This window comes from Vibrio sp. STUT-A16, from assembly GCF_026000495.1.
Classification (GTDB): Bacteria; Pseudomonadota; Gammaproteobacteria; order Enterobacterales; family Vibrionaceae; genus Vibrio; species Vibrio diabolicus.
The window spans coordinates 615,426-631,470 of sequence record NZ_AP026765.1 but is presented as its reverse complement, the minus strand read 5'-3'; the positions used below and the strand labels follow the sequence as shown (position 1 = coordinate 631,470).

Here is a 16,045-nt window from a genome sequence, read left to right as displayed (position 1 = left end):
TTCGCTGCTCTTTGTTGTGTGGGAGAGTCTTAGCTTCTTAGCCCAATACCTTTCGTTACTAAGTAATGAGCAACGGCATACAGCGCTATCACAAACACCGCAAGCACACTGAATGAGGTGACAATACCCACATCCGATACGCCTAAAAAACCATAACGGAACGCATTCACCATGTAGACGATTGGGTTAATCTTAGAGACACCTTGCCAAAATTCAGGCAGTAAGCTGATGGAATAAAAAACACCACCCAAGTAGGTTAACGGGGTCAACACAAATGTAGGAATGATCGAAATATCATCAAACGTTTTTGCATAGACCGCATTGATCAACCCGCCTAGAGCAAATACAACGGATGTCATGAAGACGGTCGCAACAATAATGCCCCAGTGTTCAACTTGCAGATCCACAAACAATAGAGACACACAGGTAACAATAGCGCCTACTAACAAACCTCGAGTCACACCGCCCATTACGTATCCAGCAATAATCACGTAATTTGGCACCGGTGCCACCAGCAGCTCTTCAATGTTCTTCTGTAGCTTTGCACTAAAGAACGAAGACGCCACATTCGAGTATGAATTGGTGATAACCGACATCATGATCAAACCTGGAACTATGTACTCCATGTAGCTAAAGCCGCTCATCTCACCGATTCGAGAGCCAATAAGATTACCGAAAATGATGAAATACAGTGTCATTGTGATTGCAGGCGGAACTAAAGTTTGCACCCAAATACGCGTAAAACGGGTGATCTCTTTGCTCAGCAAGCTACGAAATGCCGTCCAATATAAACCGTACATTTACTTACTCCCTTCTCTTACAATGCTAACAAACAACTCTTCCAGTCGGTTGGCTTTGTTACGCATTGAAAGAACTCTAATACCATGCTCTGTTAACTGACTGAACACTGAGTTCAATCCTTGGCTTTTATCTAGCTCTATCTCTAAAGAGCCATCAACAATACTTTGTCGATTGACGCCTTCAAGCTCAGGCACCTCGCCTTCAGATTCAATGTCTAGGATAAATGTCTCGACGCTTAACTTACCTAGCAACGCCTTCATGGTGGTGTTTTCGATCAACTCACCTCGGTTAATAATGCCGATATTTCGACACAGCATCTCCGCTTCTTCTAGGTAGTGCGTCGTCAAAATAATCGTAATCCCTTGCTCTTGGTTGATCTCTTTCAGAAATTCCCACATTGAGCGGCGTAGTTCAATGTCCACCCCAGCCGTTGGTTCATCCAAAATGAGCAACTGCGGCTCGTGCATCAAAGCTCGGGCGATCATCAAACGGCGCTTCATCCCGCCAGATAAATTACGGGCACGCTCTTTACGTTTTTCCCATAAATCGAGTTTTTTCAGGTACTTTTCAGCTCGTTCTTTGGCTAATACTTTAGACACACCGTAATAGCCCGCTTGCTGCATCACGATTTGTTCAACAGTTTCAAACTGATTGAAGTTGAACTCTTGTGGCACCAAGCCTAAATTCTGTTTGGCCAACTCAAGGTCGGTATCAATGTCATAACCGAAAACTTTCGTCGTCCCAGAAGTTTTGTTCACTAAGGAAGAGATGATGCCGATCGTGGTCGATTTTCCTGCACCATTGGGACCTAGAAGCGCGTAGAAGTCACCCTTTTTCACTTGGAGACTAATACCTTTTAACGCCTCAAAGCCACCTGCATACGTCTTGCGCAGCTGTTCAATTTCTAATGCGTACATAAGGTCGTGATTGCCGTTTGTTTGTGATTACTAATACCGACTCGATGTTTATCAGCGGTTTACTACGAAATCGCCTTGGGTATTGTACTGGAGGTCCATCAGTTTATCGTTGAATAACGATGATTACAATTAAACCTTTCGATAATATTGGAAATATAGTCCCTATCAACGTAAAGGTTATCTACAAGTAAGGAAAAGTTAGGGAATAAAAAACGCAACAGAGCGCTGTTGCGTTTTTAACGATCAGAGTGATTACGCCGTTATACGCTGATACTGGTCCGCCTCGACATGAGCTACCGCCGCATTTAATGCTTCATAACGGAATTGGTACATATTGTCATTTGGGACAAGATCAATGACGTGGAACTTTTCTAGCTGTTCTCGCGTGCGCTCATTTGGACACAACAAATACACGGCACAATTAGCATCAAGCGCATCTTTAATCGCGTTTTCTAACGCTAAACCGACGGTGACATCAATCATAGGTACATCGGTAAGATCGAGAATCATCACATCATAATCCGAAATACTGGAGTGCTGGCGTGAAATTGCCTTAGAAACACTGAAGATCATTGGACCCGAAAGATAAAAGAACAGTACTTTGCCATTGGCGCGATCAAGCAAGCCACGCTCGCTGTCAGTTAGCGGCACATCGTCTTCATCCGCGTCACTGATCGCTTTCACTTGCCTCGCCTGTTCTCGGCTCAGACGCTCAATGATAATAATGTTGGAAATAAAGACGCCCAAGCCCACGGCAACGATAAGATCAACAAACACTGTGAGCAACATAACGCCATACATTACCGCCATTCCGGAAAAGCTAACCTTGTGTGCTCGTTGAATAAAACTCCAATCCAAAATGTTAAAGCCGACATATACTGCAATGCCAGCCAACACAGCCATTGGGATCGGCTCCGTTAATCCACCAGCAACCAATACGACCAATGCAAGCATAAGTGCACGAATCACACCGGACAATGGCGAACGAGCCCCAACTTGAATGTTAGTCACCGTGCCCATCGTTGCGCCCGCGCCAGGTAGTGCACCGAACAAGCCTGAGATCATGTTGGCAAGACCTTGGCCTCGCAGTTCTTTGTCTGAGTCGTGCTCTTTACGAGTCAAGGAGTCACCGATAACCGCCGTCAACAAAGTATCGATACAACCTAAGGTGCCGAGCACCAACGCATCAATAACCATCTCAACAAACATATCTGGATCAATATGAGGCGCAACGAGAGAAGGCAATCCTGCCGGGATTTCACCGATACGACGAATATCTTCCGTATCGAAGAGCATCACAGACAACAAAGTCACCGCAACCAACGCCACGAGTTGCGCTGGTACATATTTTCGATACTGCTTAGGGAAGAAAAAGAGAATACCCAAAGTTAGTAGACCTAAAAACAGTTCACTGAACTTAAGGTTAGAAATGGTCTCCGACAAAGCAGATAATGTTCCGAGCACTCCTCCAGAAGGAGCAGCATGCCCCATCAAAGGTGATAGCTGCAAAATGATAAGAATCACGCCAATCCCTGACATAAAGCCCGAAATCACGCTATAAGGCATCAAGGTAACGTATTTACCCAGTTTTAACGTCCCTAATAGGATTTGGAACGCGCCAGCCATCATAACAACCGTGAAGGTCATGGCCATGCCCGTTTCTGGATACTTCGCCATCATACTGGTTAACACAGCGGTCATGATTACCGTCATTGGCCCTGTTGGTTCTGATATTAACGTATTAGAACCACCAAACAACGAAGCAAACAAACCGACCATTATTGCGCCCCAGAGGCCTGCTTCTGCCCCTGCACCGGATGCAACACCGAACGCTAACGCCAAAGGAAGAGAGATAATCGCCGTGGTTACCCCGCCAAATACATCCCCTTTGAAATTAATATCTTCAAAACGACTACCGAACACTGCTGATTTCCCTGCATTCAATTTTAAAAAGTAAAATGTCATTACTTTAACGAGCCAGGCGAAAATTTAAACCATAAATAGATTAAGGCTAAATTCACACCACAAATAATTAGGCCTAATTTTACGTTTTTATTGATGAAAACTAGTCAGATGAGTCCTGTCTGACGAATATTTAACGGGATCGAAATTGTAACATTGTGTATAGTTACAACACTGATCGCTTGCATGTTCATATAAGCGGCAGCGCTTTTGTCTTTTAAGGGAAGTAGTTTGCAAGATGCCGGAAATTAAACAGTTATTTGAAAACAATTCAAAATGGTCTCAAGAGATCAAATCTGATCGACCTGAATACTTCGCAAAACTCGCAGAGGGTCAAAAGCCCGATTTTCTTTGGATTGGCTGTTCTGATAGCCGTGTCCCTGCCGAGCGACTAACCGGACTATACTCGGGTGAACTATTCGTTCATCGGAATGTTGCAAACCAAGTCATCCATACTGATCTCAACTGTCTGTCCGTCGTTCAATACGCCGTAGACGTTCTTAAGGTTAAGCACATCATTGTCTGTGGACACTATGGCTGTGGTGGCGTAAACGCTGCCATTGATAACCCTAAGCTAGGTCTTATTAATAATTGGCTGTTACATATCAGAGATATCTATTTCAAACACCGCACTTACCTAGATCAAATGCCGCAGCAAGATCGAGCAGATAAACTAGGCGAGCTTAATGTCGCAGAGCAAGTGTACAACTTGGGTAACTCAACCATCCTGCAAAACGCTTGGGAGCGTGGGCAAGATGTTGAAATTCATGGCGTGGTATACGGAATTGAAGATGGTCGTTTAGAGTACTTAGGCATTCGTTCTAACTCTAAGGAAACCGTAGAAGCGTCTTATCAGAAAGCCCTTTCGACGATTCTAAATACAGACAACAAGCTGCTTTGTCGCTAAGCCACATCTAAAAGTTGAACAAAAAACGCCCATCTGAGATGGGCGTTTTTTTATATTTTTAATGCTGCTCTCAATGATTATTCTTGAGGTACAACTTTACCGATGTATGGTAAGTGGCGGTATTTCTGCGCGTAATCAATACCCACACCAACGACAAACTCATCTGGGATTTCGAAACCAATCCAATCCACAGGAACATTCACTTCACGACGAGATGGTTTATCTAGGAGCGTACAAATCGCGATAGACTTCGGCTCACGCAGCGATAAGATCTCACGGATTTTATTTAGTGTGTTACCTGTATCAATGATGTCTTCAACAAGCAAAATGTCTTTGCCTTTGATATCATCATCCAAATCTTTCAAGATACGAACGTCACGTGAACTTTCCATTGTGTTGCCATAGCTTGACGCTGTCATAAAATCAACTTGGTGAGTCAGTTCGATAGCACGTGCCAAGTCTGCCATAAATACAAATGAGCCACGCAATAAGCCTACCAACACAAGATCTTCACTACCTTGATAACGCTCTGTAATTTGTTTGCCTAATTCACGAACTCGTTCCCGAACTTCTTGCTCAGAAATCATGACTTCTATTGTATGTTTCATACTGTGCTCAATCTAATTTGTGGGTTGAGGTAAGTCGCACGCAAACGATCACCTAATCTTACGGCGTGTAGTGTATCACCACGTTCATTGGGTTGAAAGTCACATCCTGTTGCCAAAAAATCTTGGAAGAAGGTCTTAGTTTTATAAAGTTCATAGCTAATTTTATCAATAATAATGACATTACTGTATATAAATTGTTCTACAGATGTTGACCTTGTTGATATGCACCATTACACTCATCACTGCTTTAAGCAACTATTAAAATAATCAATTAGGGGGTTACCCCCAATATCAACTCAAATGGCAAGGAAAATGGATATGGACTCAATTGCAAAGAGACCTAGAACTAGGCTTTCCCCGATTAAGCGTAAGCAACAGTTAATGGAAATCGCATTGGAAGTGTTTGCGCGCCGCGGCATCGGTCGTGGTGGTCATGCAGATATCGCAGAAATTGCTCAAGTTTCTGTGGCGACCGTTTTTAACTACTTCCCGACTCGTGAAGACTTGGTGGATGAAGTACTCAACCACGTCGTACGTCAGTTCTCGAACTTCCTATCGGATAACATTGACTTAGACTTACACGCGCGTGAAAACATCGCCAATATTACTAATGCGATGATCGAGCTTGTCAGCCAAGATTGTCACTGGCTAAAAGTTTGGTTCGAGTGGAGCGCTTCAACACGTGATGAAGTATGGCCATTGTTTGTTTCAACTAACCGTACTAACCAGTTGCTGGTACAAAACATGTTCATTAAAGCAATTGAACGTGGCGAAGTATGTGACCAGCACGATTCAGAACACTTGGCAAACTTGTTCCACGGTATTTGTTACTCACTGTTTGTCCAAGCGAACCGTGCAAAAAGTGAAGCGGAACTTAAGCACCTTGTTAGTTCATACTTAGACATGCTTTGCATTTACAACCGTGAACACTAAAGCTTAACTCGCAATATATACCAGCCCACCTTTTGGTGGGCTTTTTATTGTCTGCTGTCAGCTGAGCACACGATTTATATTCCTACCTAACAAGCATAAAAAACCGCTGCAATGCAGCGGTTTCTATCATTCAGTCAGAAAAAGCTTACTTCTTCTTAACTGCTTTTTTGTTTGGCAGGTCAGTGATTGAACCTTCAAATACTTCAGCAGCTAGACCTACAGACTCGTGTAGAGTTGGGTGAGCGTGGATAGTCAGAGCGATATCTTCTGCATCACAGCCCATCTCAATTGCAAGGCCGATTTCACCAAGTAGTTCACCACCGTTAGTACCAACGATAGCACCACCGATTACGCGATGAGTTTCTTTGTCGAAGATTAGCTTAGTCATACCGTCTGCACAGTCAGATGCGATTGCACGACCTGATGCTGCCCAAGGGAATGTTGCCACTTCGTACTTGATGCCTTCTTCTTTCGCTTCTTTTTCAGTCTTACCAACCCAAGCTACTTCTGGCTCAGTGTACGCAATTGAAGGGATAACTTTAGGGTCGAAGTAGTGCTTCTTACCAGAGATAACTTCAGCAGCTACGTGACCTTCATGCACACCTTTGTGAGCAAGCATTGGTTGACCAACGATATCACCGATCGCGAAGATGTGAGGAACGTTAGTACGCATTTGCTTATCAACGTTGATGAAGCCACGCTCGTCAATTTCTAGACCCGCTTTTTCACCGTCGATCAGCTTACCATTTGGTACACGACCGATAGCAACTAGAACCGCATCGTAACGCTCAGCTTCAGCTGGCGCTTTCTTGCCTTCCATTGAAACGTAGATACCGTCTTCTTTTGCTTCAACTGCTGTTACTTTCGTTTCTAGCATTAGCTTGAACTTGTCTTTGATACGCTTAGTAAATACTTTCACGATATCTTTGTCTGCTGCAGGAATTACCTGGTCAAACATTTCAACAACTTCAACTTTAGAACCTAGAGAGTGGTAAACCGTACCCATTTCTAGACCGATGATACCACCACCCATGATAAGCAGTTTTTCTGGCACTTCTTTTAGTTCAAGAGCGTCAGTAGAGTCCCAAATACGTGGGTCTTCATGCGGGATAAATGGCAGTTTGATTGGACGAGAACCAGCCGCAACGATTGCATTGTCAAAGTTAACAACTGTTGGCTCACCTTCGCCTTCTACAAGGATAGAGTTAGGGCCAGTGAACTTACCGTAACCGTTAACTACTGTAACGTTACGCATCTTAGCCATGCCGCTTAGGCCGCCAGTTAGTTGGTTAACAACTTTTTCTTTCCAGATGCGGATTTTGCTGATGTCTGTTTGAGGCTCACCGAACACAACGCCGTGGTCAGCCATCGCTTTCGCTTCCTCAATTACTTTAGAAACGTGAAGCAGTGCTTTTGATGGGATACAACCCACGTTCAGACATACACCGCCAAGCGTGCTGTAACGTTCAACTAGTACAGTTTCAAGACCTAAGTCCGCACAACGGAATGCAGCGGAGTAACCAGCAGGACCAGAACCAAGTACAACAACTTGGGCTTTAATTTCTTTGCTCATTTTGACCTCTTGTAGTCATTATCCCTAACAGGCTGAGTGGGTATCGATTTTTTATGTTTAAGAGAGATTTGTTTTAAACAGTTATTTTCAGACCGCTAACAGTTTACAGAGATGTTAATGGTGTGAAAAGTAAATCAATTTAGCCTGTGAGCTAGACAACAATTCGATTGTGAAAACCCTGAACGAAGCAAGGCTGATAACCAAATTGTCGGTAATTATGATTAGCAGAGGCGGCTAAGTTGCCGCCTCTCATTCATCTAATTTCTATTACAGAACTAGACGACGAATGTCAGATAGACATGAGTTTAGGTAAGTGATGAAGCGCGCACCTTCAGCACCATCGATCACACGGTGGTCGTATGATAGAGATAGTGGAAGTTGTAGACGCGGTTCGAACTCTTTACCGTTCCATACCGGTTTCATTTCTGACTTAGACACACCTAGGATACCAACTTCTGGCGCGTTTACGATTGGAGTAAACGCCGTACCGCCGATACCGCCTAGGCTAGAGATAGTGAAACAGCCACCTTGCATGTCAGCAGCAGTTAGCTTACCTGCACGTGCTTTCTTAGAAACAGCCATTAGCTCTTCAGATAGCTCGTAGATGCCTTTCTTGTTCACGTCTTTAAATACCGGAACAACAAGACCGTTTGGTGTATCTACCGCGATACCAACATTCACGTATTTCTTCAGAATTAGGCTCTCACCGTCTTCTGATAGAGAAGAGTTGAACGCTGGGAACGCTTCAAGCGCTTTAGCTACCGCTTTCATGATGAACACAAGTGGCGTGATCTTCATGCCAGTGTCTTTCTTCGCTTCAATCGCGTTTTGCTCTTTACGGAATGCTTCAAGAGCCGTGATGTCTGCGTTATCCCACTGTGTAACGTGCGGGATCATTACCCAGTTACGGTGTAGGTTTGCACCAGAGATCTTCTTAATGCGAGATAGCGGTTGAACTTCTGTCTCACCAAACTTGCTGAAGTCCACTTTTGGCCATGGTAGTAGACCAAGAGCCGCGCCGTCGCCTTTGCCAGATGCTGCTGCACCTGCGCCAGACTCAAGACGCTTAAGTGCATCTTTCACGTAAGCTTGAACGTCTTCTTTTAGGATACGGCTCTTACGACCAGAACCTTTAACCTTAGAAAGATTAACGCCAAATTCACGCGCTAGACGACGAACAACTGGAGACGCGTGAGCGTACTCATCGTTTTCTTTGAAATCGCCAGTCGCTGCTGGAGCTGCTGCCGCTGAAGCTTCTGCTTTAGGAGCTGGCGCTGCAGGTGCTGCCGCTTGAGCTGGAGCTGCTGCAGGAGCTGGAGCTGCGCCCGCCACTTCGAATACCATGATTAGTGAGCCAGTAGACACTTTGTCGCCAGCTGCAATCTTGATTTCTTTCACTGTACCAGCGAATGGTGCAGGAACTTCCATAGAAGCTTTGTCACCTTCAACAGTGATTAGAGATTGCTCTTCTTCCACTGTGTCGCCAACTGCAACCATGATCTCAGTAACTTCAACTTCATCGCCGCCGATATCTGGAACGTTCACTTCTTTTGCCGCAGACGCTGCTGGAGCTGCTGCCGCAGGAGCTTCAGTTGCCACTGGTGCTGCTGGAGCACCTGAACCTGCTGTTTCGAACACCATGATAAGTGAGCCAGTCGATACTTTATCGCCTGCTGCAACTTTGATCTCTTTTAGAGTACCTGCGAATGGCGCCGGAACTTCCATAGAAGCTTTGTCGCCTTCAACAGTTAGAAGAGATTGCTCTTCTTCGATGCTGTCGCCAACGGCAACCATGATTTCAGTAACTTCAACTTCATCACCACCGATGTCTGGTACGTGAACTTCTTTTAGTTCTGCCGCTGCCGCTGCTGCTGGAGCTGCTGCTGGAGCTGCTTCTGCCGCAGGAGCAGGTGCAGCGTCAGCTGCACCCTCGGCTTCGAAAATCATGATTAGAGAACCAGTAGAAACCTTGTCGCCTTCTGCAACTTTGATTTCTTTAACGATACCCGCTTGAGAAGCAGGAACTTCCATAGAAGCTTTATCGCCTTCAACTGTGATCAGAGACTGCTCTTCTTCAACCTTGTCGCCAACGCTTACAAGAATCTCAGTAACTTCAACCTCATCCGCACCGATGTCTGGTACATTAATTTCGATTGCCATTTCTTATCTACCTTCTTAATTAAGCGTATAGCGGGTTTGTTTTCTCTGTGTCGATGTCGAATTTCTTAATTGCTTCTGCAACTACAGATTTCTCAACTTCGCCACGTTTCGCTAGTTCAGTTAGCGCTGCTACTACTACGTAACCTGCGTTCACTTCGAAGTGACGACGTAGGTTTTCACGGCTGTCTGAACGACCGAAGCCATCAGTACCAAGAACTTTGAAAGACTCAGCAGGAATGTATGCACGAACCTGCTCTGCGTAGTTCTTCATGTAGTCAGTTGCTGCGATAGCAGGCTCAGTACCCATTACTGTTTGGATGTAAGGTACTTTTGCTTCCGCTTCTGGGTGAAGCATGTTGAAACGCTCTGCATCTTGACCATCACGAGTTAGTTCGTTGAATGACGTTACAGAGTAAACATCAGAAGCAACACCGTAATCTTCGCTTAGGATTTGAGCTGCTTTACGTACTTCATTCATGATAGTACCAGAGCTCATTAGCTGAACTTTCGCTTTGTCTCCCGTGTAAGTTTCTAGCTTGTAGATACCTTTACGGATGCCTTCTTCAGCGCCTTCTGGCATTGCTGGCATTGCGTAGTTTTCGTTCATTAGCGTTAGGTAGTAGAACACGTTTTCTTGTTCTGGACCGTACATGCGACGGATACCGTCTTGCATGATTACTGCTACTTCGTACGCGAATGTTGGGTCGTAAGAAATACAGTTAGGAACCGTACCCGCCAAAATGTGCGAGTGACCGTCTTCGTGCTGTAGACCTTCACCGTTCAACGTTGTACGACCCGCAGTTGCACCTAGTAGGAAACCACGTGCTTGTTGGTCACCAGCCATCCACGCCATGTCGCCAACACGTTGGAAGCCGAACATTGAGTAGTAGATGTAGAACGGAATCATTGGTAGGTCGTTTGTCGAGTATGAAGTCGCAGCAGCAACCCATGAAGACATAGCACCTAGCTCGTTGATACCTTCTTGTAGAACCTGACCTGAAGTCGCTTCTTTGTAGTAAGAAACAACGCCACGATCTTCTGGTGTGTAAGTTTGGCCGTGCGGGTTGTAGATACCGATTTGACGGAACAGACCTTCCATACCGAATGTACGCGCTTCGTCAGCAATGATAGGAACGATGTTCTTACCAATGTTCTTGTTCTTAAGTAGAACGTTCAGTGCACGTACGAATGCCATAGTAGAAGAGATATCACGCTTCTGTTCTTCTAGTAGTGGCTTGAATTCTTCTAGCTCAGGAACGATGAATTCTTGAGTGAATTTTGGTAGACGCTGTGGTGTGTAGCCGTGTAGCGCTTTACGACGAGCGTGTAGGTATTCGTACTCTTTTGAACCTTCTTCAAGTTTCAGGTACGGAAGTTCTTTCACAGCTTCGTCAGTTAGGATGTCTTGAAGACCTAGACGATCACGTAGATGTAGTACGTGAGTCATGTCCATCTTCTTAACTTGGTGCGCGATGTTCTTACCTTCAGCCGCTTCACCCATGCCGTAACCTTTAACAGTCTTAGCTAGGATTACTGTTGGACGACCTTTAGTTTCTGCCGCGTTTTTGTATGCCGCGTATAGCTTAGAAGACTCGTGACCACCACGCTTAAGTGCGAAGATTTCGTCATCAGTCATGTCAGCAACAAGTGCCGCTGTCTCTGGGTATTTACCAAAGAAGTGCTCACGTACGTACGCGCCATCTTTAGATTTGAATGTTTGGTAGTCGCCATCGATCGTTTCGTTCATAAGCTGTAGAAGCTTACCAGAAGTATCTTTAGCTAGTAGTGAATCCCAGTTGTTACCCCAGATTACCTTCACTACGTTCCAACCAGCACCTTTGAACAGACCTTCAAGTTCTTGAATGATCTTACCGTTACCCATTACAGGGCCATCTAGACGCTGTAGGTTACAGTTGATTAGGAAACATAGGTTGTCTAGCTTCTCACGCGCAGCGAAAGAGATAGCACCACGTGATTCTGGCTCATCCATCTCACCGTCACCTAGGAACGCGTAAACGCGCTGCTCTGAAGTATCTTTAAGACCACGGCCTTCTAGGTACTTAAGGAAACGAGCTTGGTAGATAGAAGCGATTGGACCTAGGCCCATCGATACTGTCGGGAACTGCCAGAATTCAGGCATCAGTTTAGGGTGCGGGTATGAAGGAATACCTTTGCCGTCTACTTCTTGACGGAAGTTGTCTAGCTGCTCTTCAGTTAGACGACCTTCAACGAATGCACGTGAGTAGATACCTGGTGAAATGTGACCTTGGTAGTAAACTAGGTCGCCACCGTCCTTCTCGTTTGGCGCACGGAAGAAGTGGTTGAAACATGTTTCGTAGAACGCAGCAGAAGACTGGAAAGACGCCATGTGGCCGCCTAGCTCTAGGTCTTTCTTAGATGCACGTAGAACGATCATGATAGCGTTCCAACGAATAATTGAGCGAATACGACGCTCAAGTGTTGTGTCACCTGGGTATGCTGGTTCTTGGTCTGCAGGAATCGTGTTGATGTAGTTAGTTGTGATACCTGTTGGCATATCAACACCGTCTAGACGTGCTTTGTCTAGAACTTGCTCTAATAGGAATTGAGCACGCTCTAGACCTTCTTCACGTACAACTGACTCAAGCGCTTGTAGCCATTCTTGAGTTTCCAGTGCATCTACGTCATGCTTCATATCAGACATGGCGATCTATCCTTCTGTTGGTTGGATCTACTTATTTAAGTAACGCTCTTACGAGTCGTTACCCTGCTGAATTCGACGCAGAGAACGCTCTCGTCGAGACTCTTCTCGAGTCAAATCCAACAATGTTTCTTCGATGTAAGCCAAGTGCGAGTGGGACATTTCTCGCGCCTTTTCAGGCTGACCAGAAACAATCGCATCCACGATATTGGCTCGGTGTTTACTGACTTTCTCGACCGCTTCTGGGCGGCGACGTAGTAATTTAAAATTTTGTAGAATATTTTGCTCAAGCAAAGGTGCTAAGCTTCGAACAATGTGCAACAAAACCACGTTGTGCGCGGCTTCTGTCAAAGCGATCAAAAATTGCATCACTTCCGCAGATTCAGCTTCGATATCGTTGTTTGCTTGCTCTTGGCTAATGCGCTCAAGGCAACCTTGAATACGCGCAAAATCTTCTTCGGTACCACGTAAAGCTGCAAAGTAAGCTGAAATTCCTTCCATTGCATGACGAGACTCAAGCACATCAAGCTGGGTTTCAGAATGACTAGACAACAAATTCAACAAGGGATCTGAAAAGCTCTTCCAGATATTCTCACTTACGAATGTTCCGCCACCTTGGCGACGAGTTAACAAACGCTTCGCTTCTAAGCGTTGAATGGCTTCTCGGACTGAAGGACGAGACACATCGAACTGTCTTGCCAGTTCACGCTCTGGAGGCAGTTGTTGCCCCGGAGACAATGTTCCTTCCACTATCAACCTTTCTAACTCTTGTTCTATAACATCAGAGAGTTTTGGCTGACGAATCCTTTGATAAGCCATAATTTATTGTTCTTCTACTCTTGCAGGTAATTGGTAATACCAATTTTAAGTTGGTGCAGAAATTAACATAATTAAAACGCCACTGTCCAGCCGAAAATTGACCTAAATCATAGAACGAGCTTACTTCCAACACTCTGATAACAATCGACTGTTAAAACAGCAATAGAATTGGTATGACCAATTACATAAAGCATACAAATGGGAAGTCGACGTGCTAGCAATTTTGGAAAAGAAATACAGAAAATGACAAAATTATCAGTCTAATTCTTCACCAAAACGGCGTATACGAGCGTAAAAATGTAGTTAACTTTTAACAATCATTAATATTTCTGGTATCAAAAAAAGGCATACCTGATCGTATGCCTTATTTATTTCGCTTTTTTGAATTTACACTTTCGCTACAAATCAACGCTGTATAAGCTGTCTATATTTCACCCAATCAAAGCTTAGACCAGGATCGCTTTTTCTCAAGGGCGCAATATATTGATGACCGGTAATTCGTGGCGGGGTGATTTGAGGATAAGACTGCATAATCACCTCAGTGATCTCTGCAAGTGATTGATATTGCGCTTCTGTGTAGGCAGTAAATTCTGTCCCTTCAAGCTCGATACCAATGGAATAGTCATTACAACGCTCCCTACCCGCGAAACTGGATTGACCGGCATGCCATGCTCTATCGAGAAAAGAAACAAATTGAACAACCTCGCCGTTTCTCTTAATCAAGCAATGTGCAGAAACGCCCATTTTGTGAATAACTTCAAAAAATGGATGTGCGTTTGGGTCTAGCTTGCCAGTGAAGAAGTCCTCTATATATGGTCCACCAAACTGCCCAGGAGGCAAACTGATGTTGTGTACCACCAGTAGAGAGATGTCGTTTGTATCAGAGCGGGCATCAAAAAATGGTGACGGAACATGCTTTGCCTGTGTCAGCCAGCCATTCTCGATAATTGGGCGCATATCAACCTCTCTACTTTGCAAATTAACTGCTGAAATTATTGACACCGGAGAGTATCATCCGTTGCCATCTCCCTTTCAAGACAAGATTTGCGATGAAGAACACACACAACATTCAAGAGCGCCTAGAATACCTTAAACAACAACTCCCTTTAGAGATCACTCGCTCTGTCACTGATACCTTAAAAGAAGATCTAGGTGGCAGTGTCGACGCAGCTAACGACATTACTGCATCTTTGATCCCTGCCGATGCGGTTAATACCGCAACGATTATTACTCGTGAGCATGGTGTGTTCTGTGGTCAAGCATGGGCTGATGAAGTTTTTAAACAGCTCGGTGGCAAGGTCAGCATTGAATGGCACGTAAAGGACGGCGATAAAGTCGAACCTAACCAAACCCTTTGCACGCTGACAGGCCCTGCTCGTGACTTGTTGACTGGTGAGCGTAACGCAATGAACTTCATCCAAACGCTGTCTGGCTGCGCAACAGTTACCGCAGAGTACGCTGAAAAAATCGCGCATACTGAGTGTCGTCTACTAGACACACGCAAAACCATTCCTGGTCTGCGTAGCGCACTAAAATACGCCGTGACGTGCGGTGGTGGCTTTAACCATCGCATCGGTGTGTTCGACGCTTACCTCATTAAAGAAAACCACATTATTGCTTGTGGTGGCATCACTCAAGCGATCCAAAAAGCGAAAGAGCTTAACCCAGGCAAACCGGTAGAAGTAGAAACGGAAAGCTTAGAAGAGTTGAAACAAGCGATAAACGCTGGTGCCGACATCATCATGCTAGATAACTTCACAAAAGAAATGATGCGTGAAGCCGTAGCGATTAACGCAGGTCGTGCCGCTTTAGAAAACTCAGGCAACATTACGCTAGAGACCATCGCAGAATACGCAGAAACCGGTGTCGATTACATTTCGGTAGGCGCGTTGACTAAGCATTTAAAAGCGATGGATCTTTCGATGCGCTTCAAATAATAAAAGCAACAAATCTCAAATTACTTCAACTAACTCAGTGAGTTGTGAGTAACTCATCATTAAAAAGGGCCAATAGGCCCTTTCTTTTTATCCACTAAAAAAATAGTGCTACTCGCAAAACTCTGCATACGGTATGCAACTTTTCACCAAAGAGTTTTACCTCACTCGAGAGCCCATCCCTTCCCCATTTTCAACCCACCTTAACTCTCCATAATCTTTCGCTAATGCAAGAGCATTATTAATTTTTAGGAAAGGGTTAAAAATGAAAAACAGTAAACAGAAAAAACAACAGGGTTTTACTCTGATCGAATTGATGATTGTGGTGGCGATTATTGGTGTTTTGGCTGCTTTTGCAATTCCTGCATACCAAAATTATACAAAGCGAGCTCACGCGAGTGAGATGTTACACGCGTCGAATGCATTTAAAACCGCCGTGGGTGTCTGTCTATTAAGTTCTGAAACGGACTGTACGGACGGTACTGGTGGGGTTCCTAACGGACAAACTTTTGATAAGGCAACTGGTGACGATAAGTTTGCTATAAGCTCTTCTGTATTGCAAACAACACTAGGAACAGTTGATACGGACACATTTATCAGCGCAACTATTGATGCTACTGATGGCAAAGGTGGATTACCAGCCGGTTTTGAAGTGCGTTTAACACCAACTTTAAGTAACAGTGGAGTGGTATGGGGAGTAACATGTAATTCTACTGGTGGTAACCACGCAGATTTCTGCCCAACTAACTAG

General features: G+C 44.7%; 13 protein-coding genes. 4 read left to right on the top strand and 9 right to left on the bottom strand.

From position 1 onward, the window contains the following. Window positions 1–29: 29 nt before the first annotated feature. From OO778_RS03050 to OO778_RS03040, 3 genes are all read right to left on the bottom strand, one after another. Window positions 30–800: an ABC transporter permease gene (locus OO778_RS03050; RefSeq protein ID WP_005396714.1), complete on the bottom strand. Its 771-nt coding sequence runs from the start codon at window positions 798–800 to the stop codon at window positions 30–32. Next, entirely contained in the window at window positions 801–1,718 is a 918-nt protein-coding gene (locus tag OO778_RS03045; RefSeq protein ID WP_047008973.1) for an ABC transporter ATP-binding protein, read from the bottom strand. Window positions 1,719–1,970: 252 nt separating this feature from the next. Beyond that, window positions 1,971–3,641 carry a SulP family inorganic anion transporter gene (locus tag OO778_RS03040; RefSeq protein ID WP_258686233.1) on the bottom strand — a complete coding sequence of 557 codons (1,671 nt, stop codon included), beginning with the start codon at window positions 3,639–3,641 and terminating at the stop codon, window positions 1,971–1,973. 277 nt (window positions 3,642–3,918) lie between these two features. On the opposite strand from OO778_RS03040, the gene can reads away from it, so the two are divergent. Next, window positions 3,919–4,587 carry a carbonate dehydratase gene (can, locus tag OO778_RS03035; RefSeq protein WP_005379996.1) on the top strand — a complete coding sequence of 223 codons (669 nt, stop codon included), beginning with the start codon at window positions 3,919–3,921 and terminating at the stop codon, window positions 4,585–4,587. Between the two features lie 77 nt (window positions 4,588–4,664). On the opposite strand, the gene hpt is transcribed toward can, so the two are convergent. Then, entirely contained in the window at window positions 4,665–5,195 is a 531-nt protein-coding gene (gene hpt, locus OO778_RS03030) for a hypoxanthine phosphoribosyltransferase (protein WP_264910669.1), read from the bottom strand. A 318-nt stretch (window positions 5,196–5,513) separates the two neighbouring features. Between hpt and opaR the strand changes: the two genes are divergently transcribed. Next, window positions 5,514–6,128 (top strand): transcriptional regulator OpaR, encoded by a 615-nt coding sequence (gene opaR / locus OO778_RS03025; RefSeq protein WP_031780576.1) that lies wholly within the window; start codon window positions 5,514–5,516, stop codon window positions 6,126–6,128. Between the two features lie 145 nt (window positions 6,129–6,273). On the opposite strand, the gene lpdA is transcribed toward opaR, so the two are convergent. From lpdA to ampD, 5 genes are all read right to left on the bottom strand, one after another. After that, window positions 6,274–7,701 carry a dihydrolipoyl dehydrogenase gene (lpdA, locus tag OO778_RS03020; RefSeq protein WP_005379993.1) on the bottom strand — a complete coding sequence of 476 codons (1,428 nt, stop codon included), beginning with the start codon at window positions 7,699–7,701 and terminating at the stop codon, window positions 6,274–6,276. Between the two features lie 267 nt (window positions 7,702–7,968). After that, window positions 7,969–9,861: a pyruvate dehydrogenase complex dihydrolipoyllysine-residue acetyltransferase gene (gene aceF, locus OO778_RS03015; RefSeq protein WP_264910668.1), complete on the bottom strand. Its 1,893-nt coding sequence runs from the start codon at window positions 9,859–9,861 to the stop codon at window positions 7,969–7,971. 19 nt (window positions 9,862–9,880) lie between these two features. After that, entirely contained in the window at window positions 9,881–12,544 is a 2,664-nt protein-coding gene (aceE, locus tag OO778_RS03010; protein ID WP_005396679.1) for a pyruvate dehydrogenase (acetyl-transferring), homodimeric type, read from the bottom strand. Between the two features lie 48 nt (window positions 12,545–12,592). Further along, window positions 12,593–13,360, bottom strand: coding sequence for a pyruvate dehydrogenase complex transcriptional repressor PdhR (gene pdhR / locus OO778_RS03005; protein WP_005396680.1), 768 nt, complete (start codon window positions 13,358–13,360; stop codon window positions 12,593–12,595). Window positions 13,361–13,765: 405 nt separating this feature from the next. Further along, on the bottom strand, window positions 13,766–14,317 hold the full coding sequence (gene ampD, locus OO778_RS03000; RefSeq protein WP_005396682.1) for a 1,6-anhydro-N-acetylmuramyl-L-alanine amidase AmpD: 552 nt from the start codon (window positions 14,315–14,317) through the stop codon (window positions 13,766–13,768). Between the two features lie 92 nt (window positions 14,318–14,409). Between ampD and nadC the strand changes: the two genes are divergently transcribed. Together nadC and OO778_RS02990 are read left to right on the top strand one after the other, a co-directional pair. Further along, a complete protein-coding gene (gene nadC / locus OO778_RS02995; RefSeq protein WP_258614056.1) occupies window positions 14,410–15,297 on the top strand; it encodes a carboxylating nicotinate-nucleotide diphosphorylase in 888 nt (295 codons plus the stop codon). A 262-nt stretch (window positions 15,298–15,559) separates the two neighbouring features. After that, window positions 15,560–16,045, top strand: a complete 486-nt coding sequence (locus tag OO778_RS02990) for a prepilin-type N-terminal cleavage/methylation domain-containing protein (protein ID WP_025768185.1) — start codon at window positions 15,560–15,562, stop codon at window positions 16,043–16,045.

Coding starts and splice junctions, on each gene's coding strand:
- OO778_RS03050 (WP_005396714.1), bottom strand. CDS start 800: ATGTACGGTTTATATTGGACGGCATTTCGTAGCTTGCTGAGCAAAGAG.
- OO778_RS03045 (WP_047008973.1), bottom strand. CDS start 1,718: ATGTACGCATTAGAAATTGAACAGCTGCGCAAGACGTATGCAGGTGGC.
- can (WP_005379996.1), top strand. CDS start 3,919: ATGCCGGAAATTAAACAGTTATTTGAAAACAATTCAAAATGGTCTCAA.
- hpt (WP_264910669.1), bottom strand. CDS start 5,195: ATGAAACATACAATAGAAGTCATGATTTCTGAGCAAGAAGTTCGGGAA.
- opaR (WP_031780576.1), top strand. CDS start 5,514: ATGGACTCAATTGCAAAGAGACCTAGAACTAGGCTTTCCCCGATTAAG.
- lpdA (WP_005379993.1), bottom strand. CDS start 7,701: ATGAGCAAAGAAATTAAAGCCCAAGTTGTTGTACTTGGTTCTGGTCCT.
- aceF (WP_264910668.1), bottom strand. CDS start 9,861: ATGGCAATCGAAATTAATGTACCAGACATCGGTGCGGATGAGGTTGAA.
- aceE (WP_005396679.1), bottom strand. CDS start 12,544: ATGTCTGATATGAAGCATGACGTAGATGCACTGGAAACTCAAGAATGG.
- pdhR (WP_005396680.1), bottom strand. CDS start 13,360: ATGGCTTATCAAAGGATTCGTCAGCCAAAACTCTCTGATGTTATAGAA.
- ampD (WP_005396682.1), bottom strand. CDS start 14,317: ATGCGCCCAATTATCGAGAATGGCTGGCTGACACAGGCAAAGCATGTT.
- nadC (WP_258614056.1), top strand. CDS start 14,410: ATGAAGAACACACACAACATTCAAGAGCGCCTAGAATACCTTAAACAA.
- OO778_RS02990 (WP_025768185.1), top strand. CDS start 15,560: ATGAAAAACAGTAAACAGAAAAAACAACAGGGTTTTACTCTGATCGAA.